This is a genomic window from Mesorhizobium sp. Primo-A (genome assembly GCF_003997175.1).
Lineage (GTDB): Bacteria > Pseudomonadota > Alphaproteobacteria > Rhizobiales > Rhizobiaceae > Mesorhizobium > Mesorhizobium ciceri.
Genome location: NZ_RZTG01000008.1, coordinates 303,448 through 318,612 on the forward strand (window position 1 = coordinate 303,448; position 15,165 = coordinate 318,612).

The following is a 15,165-nucleotide window of genomic DNA, read 5'->3' on the forward strand; positions in this document are numbered from 1 at the left end:
ATTTCTCTTGATATCGGGGGAGAGAAATTGCCAGCTGGCCTGTAAGCCGGGTTCTGTATGGCCCTCGTCCCTTGCGAGGCGAGAACGTGGCGGCCATTCATCTTGGGCGCATGTTGCCATGCGCCTCACGCAACCTACCCGGACGGTGAGCCGGAAACAGCCCTCGAGGGTTTCCCCTCGCACCGTCCCTATTCGGTCTTGCTCCCGGTGGGGTTTACCGTGCCGCTCCTGTTGCCAGTCGCGCGGTGGGCTCTTACCCCACCCTTTCACCCTTGCCCCGAATCCGGCAAGCCGGATCGTGGCGGTTTGCTTTCTGTGGCACTTTCCCTGGGGTCGCCCCCGCCGGCCATTAACCGGCACCGTGTTTCCATGGAGCCCGGACTTTCCTCACCCACGACCTTTCGGCGTTTGCGGGTGCGGCCGCCCAGCCAGCTGGCAGAGCGTATAAAGGGGTTCACGCCCGAAAACGCAAACGAAAAAGCTGACTTATGCGGGCGATCCAAGCGCAGCCATCTGCACCTTGACCTTGCCGCAATAGGCTGCCGACACGGGGTTCATCCGCGTTGCGGCGTGCCCGGCATTGTATTTCAGAATGGTGCCGCAGGTCGTGCCGCCACCGAGGCTCCGTGCCATGGCAAGGTATTTCATGCCGTATTTGATGTTGGTGTCGGGATCGAACAGGCCCTTGGCGGAGCCGCTATAGCCCATCATCCGAGCCGTGGCCGGCTTGATCTGCATCAGGCCGATCTCGCCGGCGCTGCCGACGATGTTGGGCCGGTAGTTGCTCTCGATCTTGATGACCGCCGAGGCGAGCGACACGGGCACGCCTTCGATCGCCGCATAGCGGGCAACGATTGCGGAATACTGGCCGCTGCTCGCCACCGCGGCCGTCGACTCCGCCGCGTTCCTGAGGCCGATCGATGCCGTTCTCGTCATGTCGACGGTCTTGCGGCCGCGCTTCGTCTGCCTTTTGGCGATGGACTTCTTCGGTTTGGACCAGCTTGCCTTTTCCGCTTTGGCGGAAGCCCGCTTCGTCTCCGCTTTGGCGGATGCCTGCTTTGTCGCCTTGGCGTCGTGGCCTGCCTTGCCGCTTTTTGCGGATACCACGGGAAACCCTTGATCGGCCCGCGGGCTGAATGACGCTGCATGCGCCGCACTGAAGGCAAAAGTCATTACGCCGGCAGCAAGAGCTGCCGTTAAAACGGTAAATTTCTGCATGTGATCCTGTTCTGTCTGAACCGCGCGAAGATGTTCACGCAGCAACGCCTAACCAACGTCGGAACAACCCGGGGGGGGCTTGGGGTCCGACATCTACACGTCAGCCGTTTGACGCCCGAATTGGTGTCAAACAAGGCCAGGCAAGTCACTTTGAGTGACAGCCTGTAACTTAAGGATTGGAAAGAATTGCTTGGGAGAGGTCTCCCGGGGATTAGCGCTTCACGGAAGCAAGCAGCCTTTGCAGCGTCCGCAGCGTCGAGCCGTCGGCAACGCCGTCCACCTTGCGCGGCCGGAAATGCCGTTGGAAGGCTTCGACCACCGCCTCCGTCTGCCGGTCGAAAACGCCGGATATTTCAACGCCATAGCCGTAGAGCGCCAGCATCGACTGCAACGCTTCGATATCGCCGCCGGTGTCGCCGGTTGTCAGAGTAGCGCCTCGCCTGACGGGGGCGGCCGTAACGAGATGGCCGACACCGGCCTCGAATAGCGCCCGCCACGGAAACTTCTCGCCGGGATCGATTTTGCGCCCCGGCGCAACATCGGAATGCGCGAGTACCCGCTCGGCGGCGATCGAATGCCGACCGGCGATCCCCCGGCACAGCCCGATCACGGCATCGATCTGCCGCCGGGGAAAACCGGGATAGCCCAGCGAATGCCCCGGATTGACGATCTCGATGCCGACGGAACAGGAATTGATGTCGGCGCATCCGAACCACGAACTCTTGCCGGCGTGCCAGGCGCGGTCGCTTTCCCTGACCATCTGCACGATATGGCCATTCTCGTGGACCAGATAATGCGACGAGACCTCGCTGGCCGGATCGCAAAGCCAGGCCTCGGCCCCGGCGCCGGTCGCCATGCCTGTGTAGTGCAGCACGATCATGTCGGGCCTGGGTGTTGTCTCGCGCCGCGGGCCGAAATTCGGCGATACCCTGACTTCGGCACGTGGCTCGTCGGGCAGAAAGCCGCTCATGCGTGGCGCAGGCCCCGCTCGATCATCTCGTAGGCGGCATTGATCGCCGCCACCCTGGTGGTCGCGATCTTGATGAATTCCTGAGGCAGGCCGCGCGCGATCAGCCGATCCGGATGATTGTCGGAAACCAGCTTGCGATAGCGTTTCCTGACCTCTTCGAACGGCTTGCCGCGCTCGATGCCCAGCACGACATAGGGATCCCCGGCGCCGAGATTGACGTGCCGGGCCATGATGGCTTCGTAATGCGCTTCGTCGATGCGGAAAATCTCGGCGATGCGGTGCAGGAAATGGCCTTCGCGCTCGTGCACCAGCCCGTCGGCCTTGGCAATGTGGAACAGACCGTCGAGTATGTCTTCAAGCATCACGCAGTTGGAATGCCCCGAACCGCACATCTGGGCCATCCGCTCGGCATAGGTTTCGAAACCGGCCACGTCGCGCTGGGCGAGATCGAACAGCCGCGCCACATTGCGCGTCTCCTTCGGCGGCACTTCGAATATCTCCTGGAAGGCGCGCACCTCGTCCTGGGTGACGATGCCATCGGCCTTGGCCATCTTGGCCGACAGCGCGATCATCGCCACCGAAAAGGCGACACGCCGGCGCAAATCCGCATCGCCGGAGAAAACCGTGCGCACAGCCTCGACAACGTCGACGACACCCGACGAGGTTGAGGATGAAACGCGGGTGATGAACTCGCCGAGGCGATCCCAAATCGACATGGCCTGCTTCTTAGAGCCACCGCTCCCTCCTATCAAGCCGGGACAGTGCCGCAGGCTTTGCGCGACAAATCGATCCGGCGCGCGAGAGGGATTGGCCCACGGCGCTCGGACGACATGAGAAAGGCCGGCGCGAGCCGACCTTCCTCATTCATCACAAGAAGTACTGCTTGCTCACTACTGCGCGGGCGCAGGAGCTGGTGTTGCCGGAGCCGGCTCGGCGGGCTTCTCGGGTGTGATGCTCTTCGTGGTCGAATTATCCGTTGCCGGAGGCGTCGCGGCCGGCGGCGTGGCTTCCGGGGTGGCCGGTTTCATCGGTTCCTCGGCGGCCGGCGGGTTGGTGCTCTGGGTGGTGGTGTTGTCCGTACCGCTGTCACTGCAGGCGGCGACGCCAAGCAAAGCCAAACCGGAAACGGACGCGAGAATGAGCTTTTTCATTTGTCTCTCCTTCAACACACGCTCACGTTGCCGTGAGCGGTCGAAGGACAAATGCGTCAGCCGGCCATGAGTTTCGTAACGTTGCGTTTCCGCATGTAACATCGTCTGGTTCATTTGCGATTGCCGCTCAGGCCGTAGCGAACTAACAGCATGTGCCGAAACACCGATCGAACAGAAGAGCGCCAGGGGCTGTCATGACCGAAAAATGGGATTTCTGGATCGACCGCGGCGGCACATTCACCGATATCATCGGCCGAGATCCGGAGGGCGGGCTGCACCCGCGCAAGCTTCTCTCCGAAAATCCCGAAGCCTATAACGATGCCGCCATCCAGGGCATTCGCGACCTTCTTGGCTTGTCGGCCGGCGACACGATCCCGAGCGGCCTGATCGGCGACATCAAGATGGGCACCACGGTCGCCACAAATGCGCTGCTGGAGCGCAAGGGCGACCGCGTGCTTTTGCTCATCACCAAGGGCTTCCGCGATGCGCTGAAGATCGCCTACCAGGCGCGCCCGGACATCTTCGCCAAGGAGATCATCCTTCCCGAACAGCTCTACGAGCGCGTCATCGAAATCAACGAGCGTGTGCGCGCCGATGGCTGCGTCGAACAATTGCTCGATATCGCCGCCTGCCGGCCGGCGATCGAACAGGCCAGGGCCGATGGCATCGATGCGGTCGCCATCGTCTTCATGCACGCCTGGAAATACCCCGAGCACGAGAAGGCGGTGGCGAAAGTCTGCCGCAAACTCGGTTTCAGCCAGGTCTCGGTCAGCCATGAGGTCTCGCCGCTGATCAAGCTGGTCGGCCGCGGCGACACCGCGGTGGTCGACGCCTATTTGTCGCCGATCCTATCGCGCTATGTGCAAAGGGTGGCGGGAGAGTTGGGTGCGGCGCCAAGCTCCCCTCTTGTGGGGGAGAGCGATCGATTCCCCCGCCTGATGTTCATGATGTCGTCGGGCGGTCTCACCGCCGCCGACATGTTCCAGGGCAAGGACGCACTGCTGTCAGGACCAGCCGGCGGTGTCGTCGGCATGGTCGAGACGGCCAGGCTCGCCGGCTTCGACAAGGTCATCGGTTTCGACATGGGCGGCACCTCGACCGACGTCGCTCACTATGACGGCGAATATGAGCGCGCCTTCGACACCGAGGTCGCCGGCGTGCGCATCCGCGCGCCGATGATGCGCATCCATACCGTCGCCGCCGGCGGCGGCTCGATCCTGCATTACGAGGCCGGCCGCTTCCGGGCCGGGCCGGATTCGGCTGGCGCCAATCCCGGCCCGGCAGCCTACCGGCGCGGCGGCCCGCTCGCCGTCACCGACGCCAATGTGATGCTGGGCAAGCTGCAGCCCGATTTCTTCCCGGCCATTTTCGGACCCGGCCAGGACCAGACGCTCGACGTCGAGACGGTACGGGCAAAATTCGCCGCACTCGCCGCCGAAATCGGCGACGGCCGGTCGCCCGAGTCTGTCGCCGAGGGCTTCGTCACCATCGCCGTCGAAAACATGGCCAATGCCATCAAGAAGATCTCCGTGCAGCGCGGCTACGACGTCACCGAATATCTCTTGAACTGTTTTGGCGGCGCCGGCGGCCAGCACGCTTGCCTGGTCGCCGATGCGCTCGGCATGGAAGCGGTGCTGATCCATCCCTTCTCAGGTCTTCTGTCGGCCTATGGCATCGGCCTGTCCTCGGTCTTTGCCTCGCGCCAGCAGGCGCTGCTGAAACCGCTTGCCGAAGAGTCCAGAACGGAGATCGGCAACCTCATTGCCATCTTGAGGAAAGCCGTTGTCGCAGAACTCGCGGCGCAAGGCATCGGCGAGGATACGGTCGCCACGAAGCCGGTGCTGCACATTCGCTACGACGGCACCGACACGACACTGCCGGTGAATTTCGAGGCGGATTCGATTTTCCAGGCCAGGCGCGATTTTGAAATCGCCCACAAGGCGCAGTTCGGTTTCGTCTATGACGACAAGCCGATGATCGTCGAGACCGTCGGCGTCGAAGGCACCGACACCGGCGGCACTGGGCGCGACGAAACTGAATCGCGAACCGAAGACCTTGCCGTAAGCCCTTCACAGACCCGCGAAATCTTCACCGAGGGAGAGTGGCGCACTTCACCCATCTTCCGCCGCGAGGCGCTGAAGCCGGGAAACAGGGTTGCGGGACCTGCCTTGATTATCGAGCCGAACCAGACAATCGTCATCGAGCCGGGCTGGCTGGCCGAAATCACCGCCAGGAACCACGTGCTCCTGCACCGCGTCGAGAAAAAGCGCCGGCAGGCAGCGCTCGGCACCGAGGCCGATCCGGTCATGCTGGAGGTCTTCAACAACCTCTTCATGTCGATCGCCGAGCAGATGGGCGTCACGCTGCAGAACACCGCCTATTCCGTCAACATCAAGGAACGGCTGGATTTTTCCTGCGCCGTCTTCGACCGGACCGGCGCGCTGGTCGCCAATGCGCCGCACATGCCGGTGCATCTCGGCTCGATGGACCGCTCGGTCGAAACCATCATCCGGCTGAATTCCGGCGACATCCACCCCGGCGACGTCTTTGCCCTCAACGCACCCTACAATGGCGGCACGCATCTGCCGGACATCACTGTCGTGACGCCGGTCTTCGATGATGCCAAGGAAAGAATCCTGTTCTGGGCCGCCTCGCGCGGCCATCACGCCGATATCGGCGGCACGGCACCCGGCTCGATGACGCCGCTCGCCACCACGGTCGACGAGGAAGGCGTGCTGTTCGACAATTTCCGCATCGTCGACCGTGGCCGCTTCCGCGAGAAGGAGCTGGAAACGCTGCTCACCGATCACCGCTATCCGGCCCGCAATCCGCACCAGAACATCGCCGACCTCAAGGCGCAGATCGCCGCCAACGAAAAGGGCGTAGCCGAACTGCGCAAGATGGTCGCCCATTTCGGCCTCGATGTCGTCGAGGCCTATATGGGCCATGTCCAGGACAATGCCGCCGAAAGCGTGCGCCGCGTGCTGGAGCGGCTGCCGGATAGTTCTGAGTACGAATACCCGACCGACACCGGCCAGATCATCAAGGTGAAGATCACGGTCGACCGGCAAAAGCGCGAGGCGACGGTAGACTTCACCGGCACCTCGCCGGTGATGAAGAACAATTTCAACGCGCCCGAGCCGGTGGCCCGCGCCGCCGTGCTCTACGCCTTCCGCGTCATGGTCGAGGATATGATCCCGATGAATGCCGGGTGCCTGCGGCCCATCAACATCATCATTCCCGATGGCTGCATGCTGAAACCCGCCTACCCCGCCGCCGTCGTCGCCGGCAATGTCGAGACCTCGCAGCATGTCACCAACGCGCTGTTCGGCGCCATGGGCGCCATGGCCAACGCCCAAGGCACGATGAACAACCTGACCTTCGGCAACAAGACGTATCAATATTACGAGACGATCTGCTCCGGCTCGCCGGCCGGCCGGATGAACTCGGGCCGCGGCTTTGCCGGCACCTCCGGCGTCCACACCCACATGACCAATTCGCGCCTCACCGATCCCGAAGTGCTGGAGCTGCGCTTTCCCGTTCTGCTCGAGGATTTCCACATCCGGAAAGATTCCGGCGGCAAGGGCAGATGGAGCGCCGGCGACGGCACCAAACGCACCATCCGCTTCCTCGAAAAGATGGAATGCGCGATCCTGTCCTCGCACCGCAACCGGCCGCCGCAAGGGCTGGACGGAGGCGGCGACGGCGAGGTCGGCTCGACCAAGATCCGCCGCAAGGACGGCACGATCGACCTGCTGAAAGCCTGCGACCAGACCATGTTGCAGGCCGGCGACGCCGTCATCCTGACGACGCCGACGCCGGGGGGATTTGGCAAGGCCTGAAACCGCTTGACTGGCTCGCGCCTCCCGGCCGCATTTATCACCAGCTATTCGGCGGCGATGCTAGCCTAGTAGGCTATTGCGCAGATGATAGCGGCTGTGATCGCCACCTCCTACTTCCCCGCACCATCGGAGCATTCTGACATTCTAGGGCACGTGGGACCGCAACCATTCAGGATTCCGCTATACGCTACCATTCGACAATAGCGAGCCGTTCACACGGTAAGAAAAGGTTTCGAAAGGCATTTCTCTACAAGTCTCGCTTGCTTCAATGTTCACAGCGATGTTGTAATGGCTTCGACTCCGGGGGGTTGGATGCGGAAGATTTTTCATGGGTTTTACGAGCCCACCAAAAAGGAATTAGACAAGATCTGGAAGACGGGACTTCTGGTCCCGGATACAAATGTCTTATTACACCTATTCAGATTTATGCCCGCTAGACGGGCGGAAGTCCTTGCTGCATTTAGGTCATTTGGGGATAGACTGTGGTTGCCTCATCAGGCCGGTGCAGAGTTCCAGGCAGACGGGCGCGATGCTGATTCGACCAATAGAGCGGCATATCAGAAGCTAAAAGATGAGCTGCTAAAGAAACGCAATGAGGTCGAAGGGGCAATTGGCGCGTTCTCCAGATTCGATCCTTGGCCCCAAGGATCCTCTATGGACGAGATCGGCAAGTTCTTCGAGCGCCTGACCCTTGAAGTTGAAACTGCCGTAAAGCAGCTTCCTGAAGCTCTATCGGTTTTCAAGGACGTTACTGACATCTTCGATGGAAAGGTAGGGAAGCAACCAGTCGACATCGAACAGCGACGGAAAGAAGCGCTGCGACGTTTCGATGCGAAAATCCCCCCCGGTTATAAAGACAAAGGCCGTCCGGGCGATTATCTGATTTGGGCTGAAATGAAGGACAAGGCAAAGTCGGCTCAGCTTCCGGTCCTTTTTGTCACTGACGATAACAAAGAAGACTGGTGGGCACGACATGATGGCAAGACCCTGGGACCAAGGCCTGAACTCAGGCACGAGTTTTTCGAAGCGACTGGCCAGTTGTTCTACGCATATTCGCCATCGCGCTTTTTAGCCTTCGTATCCAGCGAGGACGAAGAACTGGTTTCCAAGGAAACAGTGAAAGAGATGGAGAGAGTTCAAGAAACAAGAGAAATTCCTAGACGTTCAATTTTGTTTAGACATAGCGAAATGCTGAATCTCGTGACCGTCCTTGCCCTTCATACGGCTAAAAGCGAAGATGAAATTATAAAAACTGCTATGAAAATCACTAAAGTGTCGGGGAGAATTTCGGAGGAACAATCTCTTAGAAGAACCGGTGATGGGAATTTAGATGACTGGGAATTCAATTCCCTGGAAGAGCATCTTGAAAAACTATCCATAGAAGCACAATCAATTTTCCAAAACAAAAATAAAGACGATCCGGAAAAAATAAACACGTGGTATGCGTTCAGTAAACTAATAGATTGCTTTTCTTACAGCGAATATTGGGACCAGATTCCAAAATTAATGGATGCAATCAAATCAAACCGTGGGATAAACGAAGTTTTTCGCAAAAAAGAGGGCTAGAAGGACGAACCATCTTCAGATAAAAAGATTGCCGATCTGGCGACAGACCTCTTCGTATATCGGCCCTCCGGCGGCATCGTCCCGCTGGCGGGGGTGAAATCGGGAAATGGCGACCCCCGGAATATTTCTGCCACGACAATGTCGCAGCCTGGATGCCGACTCGCCAAAAGACAAGCATGCGCGGCTTCCTGACTGTCGAGTATAGCTTGCTGCTGTCGTACATTCAGTTCACGGAATATAGCGTTGTGGCGACACAACTTCCAACCGGGCTTCGCAACTCTACCCCTTCATCGAGCGCACTGGTCCTGTTGGCCTGCTTGCCGAAGCCGGCCGACGTATGACTATTTGCAATCAGATTCGATGAAAAAGCGCGCGGTCCATGTCGAGACGCGCACCGCCGCACTTTCGAAGACATTATCGAGATCAGCAAGGATCGACCGGCGTCAACCGGCTGTCACCGGCCTGTCATGAGCCTGCGCTACCCGCTTGCGGCAAAGCAAATGGGGAATCATCTTGCCATGACGGACGTTTCCGCAGATCTGGTTTTTCGCCGCGGCAAGGAAGTTGGAAAGGCCGTCTATCAGAACCGCCCGCTGTCGAAGGCCGGCATTTCGGAGCGGCTGTTCGCCTTCCTGTTCTCCGGCCTCGTCTATCCGCAGATCTGGGAAGACCCCGATGTCGACATGGAGGCGATGCAGCTTGGCCAGGGCCACCGCGTCGTCACCATCGCCTCCGGCGGCTGCAACATCCTGGCCTACCTCACGCGCTCGCCGGCCCGGGTCGACGCCGTCGACCTCAACACCGCGCACATCGCGCTGAACCGCATGAAGCTGGAGGCGGTGCGCCATTTGCCATCGCAGGGCGATCTGTTCCGCTTCTTCGGCGCCGCCGACACCAGCCACAATTCGAAAGCGTATGACCGTTTCATCGCGCCGCATCTCGATCCTGTCAGCCGTCACTACTGGGAGCGCCGCAACTGGCGCGGGCGCCGTCGCATCACTGTGTTCGACCGCAATTTCTACCAGACCGGCCTGCTCGGCTTGTTCATCGCCATGGGCCATCGCACGGGAAAATTCTTCGGCGTCGACCCAGCCGGCATCATGCAGGCCAGGAACATCGGCGAGCAGCGCCGCTTCTTCAACGAGGAGTTGGCGCCGGTCTTCGACAACAAGCTTTTGAGATGGGCGACGTCGCGCAAGGCTTCGCTGTTCGGCCTCGGCATTCCACCGGCGCAGTACGATTCGCTGATCACTTCTGGCGACGGCACCATGGCCAGCGTGCTGAAAGCCCGGCTGGAAAAACTCGCTTGCGATTTTCCGCTGGAGAATAACTACTTCGCCTGGCAGGCCTTTGCCCGCCGCTATCCGAACCCCGGCGAGGCCGCCCTGCCCGCCTATCTCGAAAAGCAGAATTACGAGACCATCCGCGGCAATGTCGGCCGCGTCGCCATCCACCATGCCAATCTGATCGAGTTTCTCGCCGGCAAGGATGCAGGCGCGGTCGACCGCTTCGTCCTGCTCGACGCACAGGACTGGATGACCGACGATCAGCTCAACGCGCTGTGGGCGGAAATCACCCGCACGGCTTCGGCCGGCGCCCGCGTCATCTTCCGCACCGCCGCCGAGCCCAGCCTGCTGCCGGGTCGCGTCTCCAGTTCGCTGCTCGACCAATGGGACTATCAGGACCAGGCTTCGCGGGAATTTTCGGCCCGCGACCGCTCGGCCATCTATGGCGGCTTCCATCTCTACGTAAAGCGCGCGGCATGAGCAGCAGCGAGCTGCCGGCCAGCCCCGAATTCAAGGCCAATCATGCCGAACTGATGGACGGCGTCTACCGCTGGCAGCGCCACATCTACGACCTGACCCGCAAATACTACCTGCTCGGCCGCGACCCAATGATCTCGGGGCTCGACGTGCCTGCCGGTGGCACCGTGCTGGAACTCGGCTGCGGCACCGGCCGCAACGTCATCCTCGCCGCCCGTCACTATCCCGACGCGCGCTTTTTCGGCCTCGATATTTCGGCCGAAATGCTGGAGACGGCCGGAAAGGCGATCGACCGCGAGGGCCTGTCCGGTCGCGTCATATTGGCTAGGGGCGATGCCACCGATTTCGATGCCCGGGCACTCTTCGATGTCGAACGCTTCGACCGTGTCTTCGTGTCCTATTCGCTGTCGATGATCCCCGGCTGGGAAAAAACAGTATCGGCGGCACTTGCCGCCCTGTCGCCGAACGGTTCGCTGCACATCGTCGATTTCGGCCAGCAGGAAGGGCTGCCCGGCTGGTTCCGTGCGCTGCTGCGCGGCTGGCTGAAAAAATTCCACGTCGCGCCGCGTGAATCGTTGCGCGAAGTGCTGGAATCGGAATCTCGGCGAACCGGCGCAAGCTTCCGTTTCGGCACGCTTTATCGCGGCTATGCCTGGCTGGCGGTTATCGGGCCGCGCGGCTAGCCAAGGTGAAACCGCCATTTGCAGGCCGACCTCACCTGAATGTCAATGCACCTTAATGCAGCGCCTTCATCAGCGCCCCCACCATCGTCTGCGGCCGATAGCCAAGCTTGGCAGGCGTCAGCCCCAGCCGCACCACCACCAACTGCTCCGAGGGAATGATGGCAACCGTCTGCCCGTCATGGCCTTCCATCCAGTACGTGTCCTTGGGCAGGCCTGCCGCGACGCCGGCGCCGGGGTTTTCCTCATCGCCCGGGGCCTCGATCCACAATTGGCCCTTGCCGTAGACCTTCGAGGCGGATGCCGGCTCGCGCATCCAGTCGACGAAACCGGCCGGCAGGATCTGGTTGCCGTTCCACACCCCGCCTTGCAGCAGGAACTGGCCGAAGCGCGCCCAGTCATGCGCGGTCGCGTAGAGATAGGACGAGCCGACGAAGGTGCCCTGCTCGTCCGTTTCAAGCACCGCGCTGTGCATGCCGAGCGGCTCGAATAGCGCCGTGCGCGGCCACGTCAGCGCCCTGGCCTTGTCGCCGACCGCGTCCTGCCAGAGGCGCGACAGCATCACCGCCGTGCCGCTCGAATAGGAAAACTGTTTGCCGACCTCTGCAGCCAGCGGCTTGGATTCGGCAAAGCCCGCCATGTCAGGTTCGAGATAGAGCATGCGCGTGACGTCGGCGACGTCGCCATAATCCTCGTTGAACTCCAGCCCGCTCGACATCGCCATCATGTCGGCAAGGCTGATCGCGGCGCGGCCGTCCGCCTTCCACGGCGCGAACAGGTTTTTGTTGTCGAAAGCCATCTTGCCGTCCTTGACCAACGTACCGACGATGGCGGCATTCACTGTTTTGGTCATCGACCAGCCGAGCAGCGGCGTCCTGGCGGAAAAGCCATCGCCGTAGCGCTCGGCGACGACACGGCCATTCTTGACCACCACCACCGCGCGCATGCCGGTGCCGATCAGCGCCGCATCATCCAGCAGCTTGGCAACAACCGGATCCTGTGATGCCTCGACCCGTTCGCCTTCCGGCCACAGGTCGCCCATGGTGACTGCGGACGGCTCCGCTTGGATCGCGGTCCGCCGCACCTTTCCTACGTCGCCGTCCGGAACCGAAGCGCAGCCAAGCCCGTCGCGGGCTACGGCGACGCTCTTGCCGAGGAAACCGAACAGGCCGGCAGACACCGTTCCCCTGTTCTTGTCCACCGAAACCCGCATTAACCGCAGCAGGGGATGCCCGGGTGCCTGCACGTCGACGGCCAGCACCTCATTGGGATCGCGGCCGGCGATAAAAACGTTCGAACAGACGATCTTGGCCGAGTAGCCCGAGCCGACCCTGATCAACTCCGGTGGCGCGATATAAAGCCAGGCAAAAAGTGCTGCGACCGCCAGGACGATCAGGCCAAGCAGCCATTTGACGATCTTGACCACGATCCGCATTTATTTCCTCCGGGCCCTGCGCGACCCTTATGTCATCGATTTGCCGCCATTGCTTCCGCAAATCACAATGCTTGTCGAGCGCCATCAACGGATTATCAACCATGATCGGCGATCACAGGATATGCTGAGCGATGCTGTGGGGCGATCGTTCGGAGGGGGCCCGATCACAAAGCAGGCCATCAGTGTAGAGACCCATCAGCGACCGGCTGAATCCGGCTCGGGAATTGCGATGCGCCGTCTTGCGGGCCTGATCATGCTAGCGCTGCTTGGTGCTTGCTCGACCGTCGACGATCTCTCGCCGCTGTCGCCATCCGCTTCGAGCAGCCCGACGGTTGCCGTGCGCGCGCCGCGCTTTGCCGACTCCAAGCCGCATGAATGGGAGAGCGGCGCGCCGTGGAACTATGCCGTCCACGGCACCGATGTTTCCAAATACCAGACCTCGGTCGACTGGCCGGCTGCCAGGGCCAGCGGCATCTCCTTCGCCTTCATCAAGGCGACCGAGGGCGGCGACCGTTTCGACGAGTATTTCAGCGAGCATTGGGCGCGCACGAAGGCCAACGGGATTCCGCGAGCCGCCTATCATTTCTATTATTTCTGCACCCCGGCTGCCGTTCAGGCGCGCTGGTTCATCCGCAACGTCCCCGTCGATCGCTCGGCGATGCCGCCGGTCCTCGATATGGAATGGAACCCGCAATCGCCGACCTGCAGGCTGCGTCCCGACGCCGCCACGGTGCGCGCGGAGATGACCACCTTCCTCGAAATCGTCGAACGCCATTACGGCAAGAAGCCGATCATCTACACTTCCGTCGACTTCTTCGACGACAACGGGCTGTCAGGGTTCCGCGGCTATCCCTACTGGCTGCGTTCCGTCGCCGGCCATCCGCGTGAGAAATACGGCAGCCACCCCTTCACCTTCTGGCAGTACACCGGAACCGGCATCGTTCCCGGCATGACCGGCAAGTCCGACATCAACGTCTTCAACGGCAGCGAAGCCGCCTGGAACAAATGGCTGCGGCAGAACACCCGTTGACGTCAGGTTCAACGGCAGCACCGCCCTGGATCAAATCACTCCAGCAGAGCTTCCGTTGAACCGGTGCAACGGCAGCACTGCCCTGCATCAAATCACTCCAGCAGAGAAGCTGCCGCAGAACACCGTTGACACCGGGCCTGCCGCCTGCTTTTCGACACAGCCAGCGGGAAAGAGTGCAACCGCCGGTAATTCAGGGCGTTGGGCTTCCCGGGGGGGAGCACAACAAATGACCCCCTGTTCGTTTCGAAAGGAAGCTGATGCGACTGCGTTCCAAAGTCCTCGCGGCTGCGCTGACCCTGTGCGCCACGGCCTTGCCGGCGATGGCGCAGGAATGCGGCGGCGACTTCGAATCCTGGAAGCAGGGCGTCGCCGCGGAAGCCAAGGCGGCCGGCGTAGGTGCAGTGGGTCTCGACGCCCTTGAAGCGGCAACCTTAGATGACAAGGTGTTGGCGCGCGACCGCGCCCAGGGCGTCTTCACCCAAACCTTTGTCGAGTTTTCCAACCGGATGATCTCGGCCTATCGCCTGAAGCAAGGTGCGGCGAACATGAAGAAATACGCGGATGTCTTCGCCCGCGCCGACCAGCAGTTCGGCGTCCAGGCGCCGATCATCGCCGCCTTCTGGGCGCTGGAGACCGATTTCGGCGCCGTGCAGGGCGACTTCCACACGCTGAGCGCCCTGGTGACGCTTTCCCATGATTGCCGCCGGCCGCAGCTCTTCCGGCAACAGCTGGTGCCGCTTCTGGAACTGATCGATCGCGGCGTGCTGCCGGCCGATGTCAGGGGCGCCTGGGCCGGCGAGATCGGCCAGACGCAGATCCTGCCCTCCGACTATCTGGCACGCGGCGTCGACGGCGACGGCGACGGCAAGATCGACCTGCGCGGCAGCGTGCCTGATGTGATCATGACCACTGCCAACAAGGTGCTGTCGCGCGGCTGGAAACGCGACCAGCCCTGGATCCAGGAAGTCCGCGTGCCCGAAGACATGCCGTGGGATCAGACCGGTCGCACCAACAAGCTGCCGCTGTCGCAGTGGGCGCAATGGGGCGTCACCTACCCCAGCGGCGCGCCGCTGGTCGATAACGGCCTGAAAGCAGGCCTCGCGCTGCCGATGGGCCGCAAGGGGCCAGCCTTCCTCACCTACGACAATTTCGACGTTTATCTCGAATGGAATCAGTCCTTCACCTATGCGCTGACGGCAGCCAACCTTGCCGCACGGCTGGCAGGCGCGCCGCCGCTGGACCCGCGCAATCCCGAGACCGGTCTCAACAATGAGCAGATGAAGGCGTTGCAGACCAAGCTGGAAGCCAAGGGCTACGATGTCGGCACCGTCGACGGCATTTTGGGTACCAACACCCGCGAGGCGATCCGCAAGGAGCAGACGCGGCTAGGTTTGCCGGTGGATGGCTGGCCGACGCCGGAGCTGTTGGGAAAATTATAGGGCAATAGGGCAGTAGGGCAAATTAGCCCGAAGCAGTGACTGCCGCCACCCCTATTCCCCTATTCCCCTAT

At 61.5% G+C, this 15,165-nt stretch carries 11 protein-coding genes and 1 other RNA gene; 6 read left to right on the forward strand and 6 right to left on the reverse strand.

The genetic code is table 11. The features are described from left to right. Positions 1 to 26: 26 nt before the first annotated feature. From rnpB to EOC83_RS17305, 5 genes are all read right to left on the reverse strand, one after another. An RNA gene (gene rnpB / locus EOC83_RS17285) (RNase P RNA component class A) lies at positions 27 to 436 on the reverse strand. A gap of 50 nt (positions 437 to 486) precedes the next feature. Next, positions 487 to 1,218, reverse strand: a complete 732-nt coding sequence (locus tag EOC83_RS17290; RefSeq protein WP_013530946.1) for a lytic transglycosylase domain-containing protein — start codon at positions 1,216 to 1,218, stop codon at positions 487 to 489. 211 nt (positions 1,219 to 1,429) lie between these two features. Continuing rightward, positions 1,430 to 2,188: an N-acetylmuramoyl-L-alanine amidase gene (locus tag EOC83_RS17295; RefSeq protein WP_013530945.1), complete on the reverse strand. Its 759-nt coding sequence runs from the start codon at positions 2,186 to 2,188 to the stop codon at positions 1,430 to 1,432. Further along, on the reverse strand, positions 2,185 to 2,904 hold the full coding sequence (locus EOC83_RS17300) for a DnaJ family molecular chaperone (protein ID WP_013530944.1): 720 nt from the start codon (positions 2,902 to 2,904) through the stop codon (positions 2,185 to 2,187). Before EOC83_RS17300 ends, EOC83_RS17295 begins: the two co-directional genes overlap by 4 nt. 174 nt (positions 2,905 to 3,078) lie before the next feature. Then, positions 3,079 to 3,453: a hypothetical protein gene (locus EOC83_RS17305; protein WP_244514312.1), complete on the reverse strand. Its 375-nt coding sequence runs from the start codon at positions 3,451 to 3,453 to the stop codon at positions 3,079 to 3,081. An 80-nt stretch (positions 3,454 to 3,533) separates the two neighbouring features. On the opposite strand from EOC83_RS17305, the gene EOC83_RS17310 reads away from it, so the two are divergent. From EOC83_RS17310 to EOC83_RS17325, 4 genes are all read left to right on the forward strand, one after another. Continuing rightward, positions 3,534 to 7,181 carry a hydantoinase B/oxoprolinase family protein gene (locus tag EOC83_RS17310; RefSeq protein ID WP_063168484.1) on the forward strand — a complete coding sequence of 1,216 codons (3,648 nt, stop codon included), beginning with the start codon at positions 3,534 to 3,536 and terminating at the stop codon, positions 7,179 to 7,181. 312 nt (positions 7,182 to 7,493) lie between these two features. Then, positions 7,494 to 8,747: a PIN-like domain-containing protein gene (locus tag EOC83_RS17315; RefSeq protein ID WP_127224136.1), complete on the forward strand. Its 1,254-nt coding sequence runs from the start codon at positions 7,494 to 7,496 to the stop codon at positions 8,745 to 8,747. Positions 8,748 to 9,214: 467 nt separating this feature from the next. Further along, entirely contained in the window at positions 9,215 to 10,513 is a 1,299-nt protein-coding gene (locus EOC83_RS17320) for a DUF3419 family protein (protein ID WP_063168486.1), read from the forward strand. Beyond that, complete coding sequence (locus tag EOC83_RS17325; RefSeq protein ID WP_063168487.1) at positions 10,510 to 11,193, forward strand: class I SAM-dependent methyltransferase; 684 nt, start codon at positions 10,510 to 10,512, stop codon at positions 11,191 to 11,193. Before EOC83_RS17320 ends, EOC83_RS17325 begins: the two co-directional genes overlap by 4 nt. 52 nt (positions 11,194 to 11,245) lie before the next feature. Here the strand turns inward: EOC83_RS17325 and EOC83_RS17330 are convergent, their stop codons facing one another. Continuing rightward, positions 11,246 to 12,625, reverse strand: a complete 1,380-nt coding sequence (locus EOC83_RS17330) for a serine hydrolase (protein WP_063168488.1) — start codon at positions 12,623 to 12,625, stop codon at positions 11,246 to 11,248. Between the two features lie 229 nt (positions 12,626 to 12,854). On the opposite strand from EOC83_RS17330, the gene EOC83_RS17335 reads away from it, so the two are divergent. Further along, positions 12,855 to 13,655 carry a GH25 family lysozyme gene (locus tag EOC83_RS17335; protein ID WP_013530938.1) on the forward strand — a complete coding sequence of 267 codons (801 nt, stop codon included), beginning with the start codon at positions 12,855 to 12,857 and terminating at the stop codon, positions 13,653 to 13,655. Positions 13,656 to 13,912: 257 nt separating this feature from the next. Then, complete coding sequence (locus tag EOC83_RS17340; protein WP_013530937.1) at positions 13,913 to 15,094, forward strand: lytic murein transglycosylase; 1,182 nt, start codon at positions 13,913 to 13,915, stop codon at positions 15,092 to 15,094. Positions 15,095 to 15,165 lie beyond the last annotated feature (71 nt).

Bases quoted from the DNA above. Each gene is read 5' to 3' on its own strand.
- EOC83_RS17290 (WP_013530946.1), bottom strand. From the start codon at position 1,218: ATGCAGAAATTTACCGTTTTAACGGCAGCTCTTGCTGCCGGCGTAATG.
- EOC83_RS17295 (WP_013530945.1), bottom strand. From the start codon at position 2,188: ATGAGCGGCTTTCTGCCCGACGAGCCACGTGCCGAAGTCAGGGTATCG.
- EOC83_RS17300 (WP_013530944.1), bottom strand. From the start codon at position 2,904: ATGTCGATTTGGGATCGCCTCGGCGAGTTCATCACCCGCGTTTCATCC.
- EOC83_RS17305 (WP_244514312.1), bottom strand. From the start codon at position 3,453: ATGAACCAGACGATGTTACATGCGGAAACGCAACGTTACGAAACTCAT.
- EOC83_RS17310 (WP_063168484.1), top strand. From the start codon at position 3,534: ATGACCGAAAAATGGGATTTCTGGATCGACCGCGGCGGCACATTCACC.
- EOC83_RS17315 (WP_127224136.1), top strand. From the start codon at position 7,494: ATGCGGAAGATTTTTCATGGGTTTTACGAGCCCACCAAAAAGGAATTA.
- EOC83_RS17320 (WP_063168486.1), top strand. From the start codon at position 9,215: ATGAGCCTGCGCTACCCGCTTGCGGCAAAGCAAATGGGGAATCATCTT.
- EOC83_RS17325 (WP_063168487.1), top strand. From the start codon at position 10,510: ATGAGCAGCAGCGAGCTGCCGGCCAGCCCCGAATTCAAGGCCAATCAT.
- EOC83_RS17330 (WP_063168488.1), bottom strand. From the start codon at position 12,625: ATGCGGATCGTGGTCAAGATCGTCAAATGGCTGCTTGGCCTGATCGTC.
- EOC83_RS17335 (WP_013530938.1), top strand. From the start codon at position 12,855: ATGCGCCGTCTTGCGGGCCTGATCATGCTAGCGCTGCTTGGTGCTTGC.
- EOC83_RS17340 (WP_013530937.1), top strand. From the start codon at position 13,913: ATGCGACTGCGTTCCAAAGTCCTCGCGGCTGCGCTGACCCTGTGCGCC.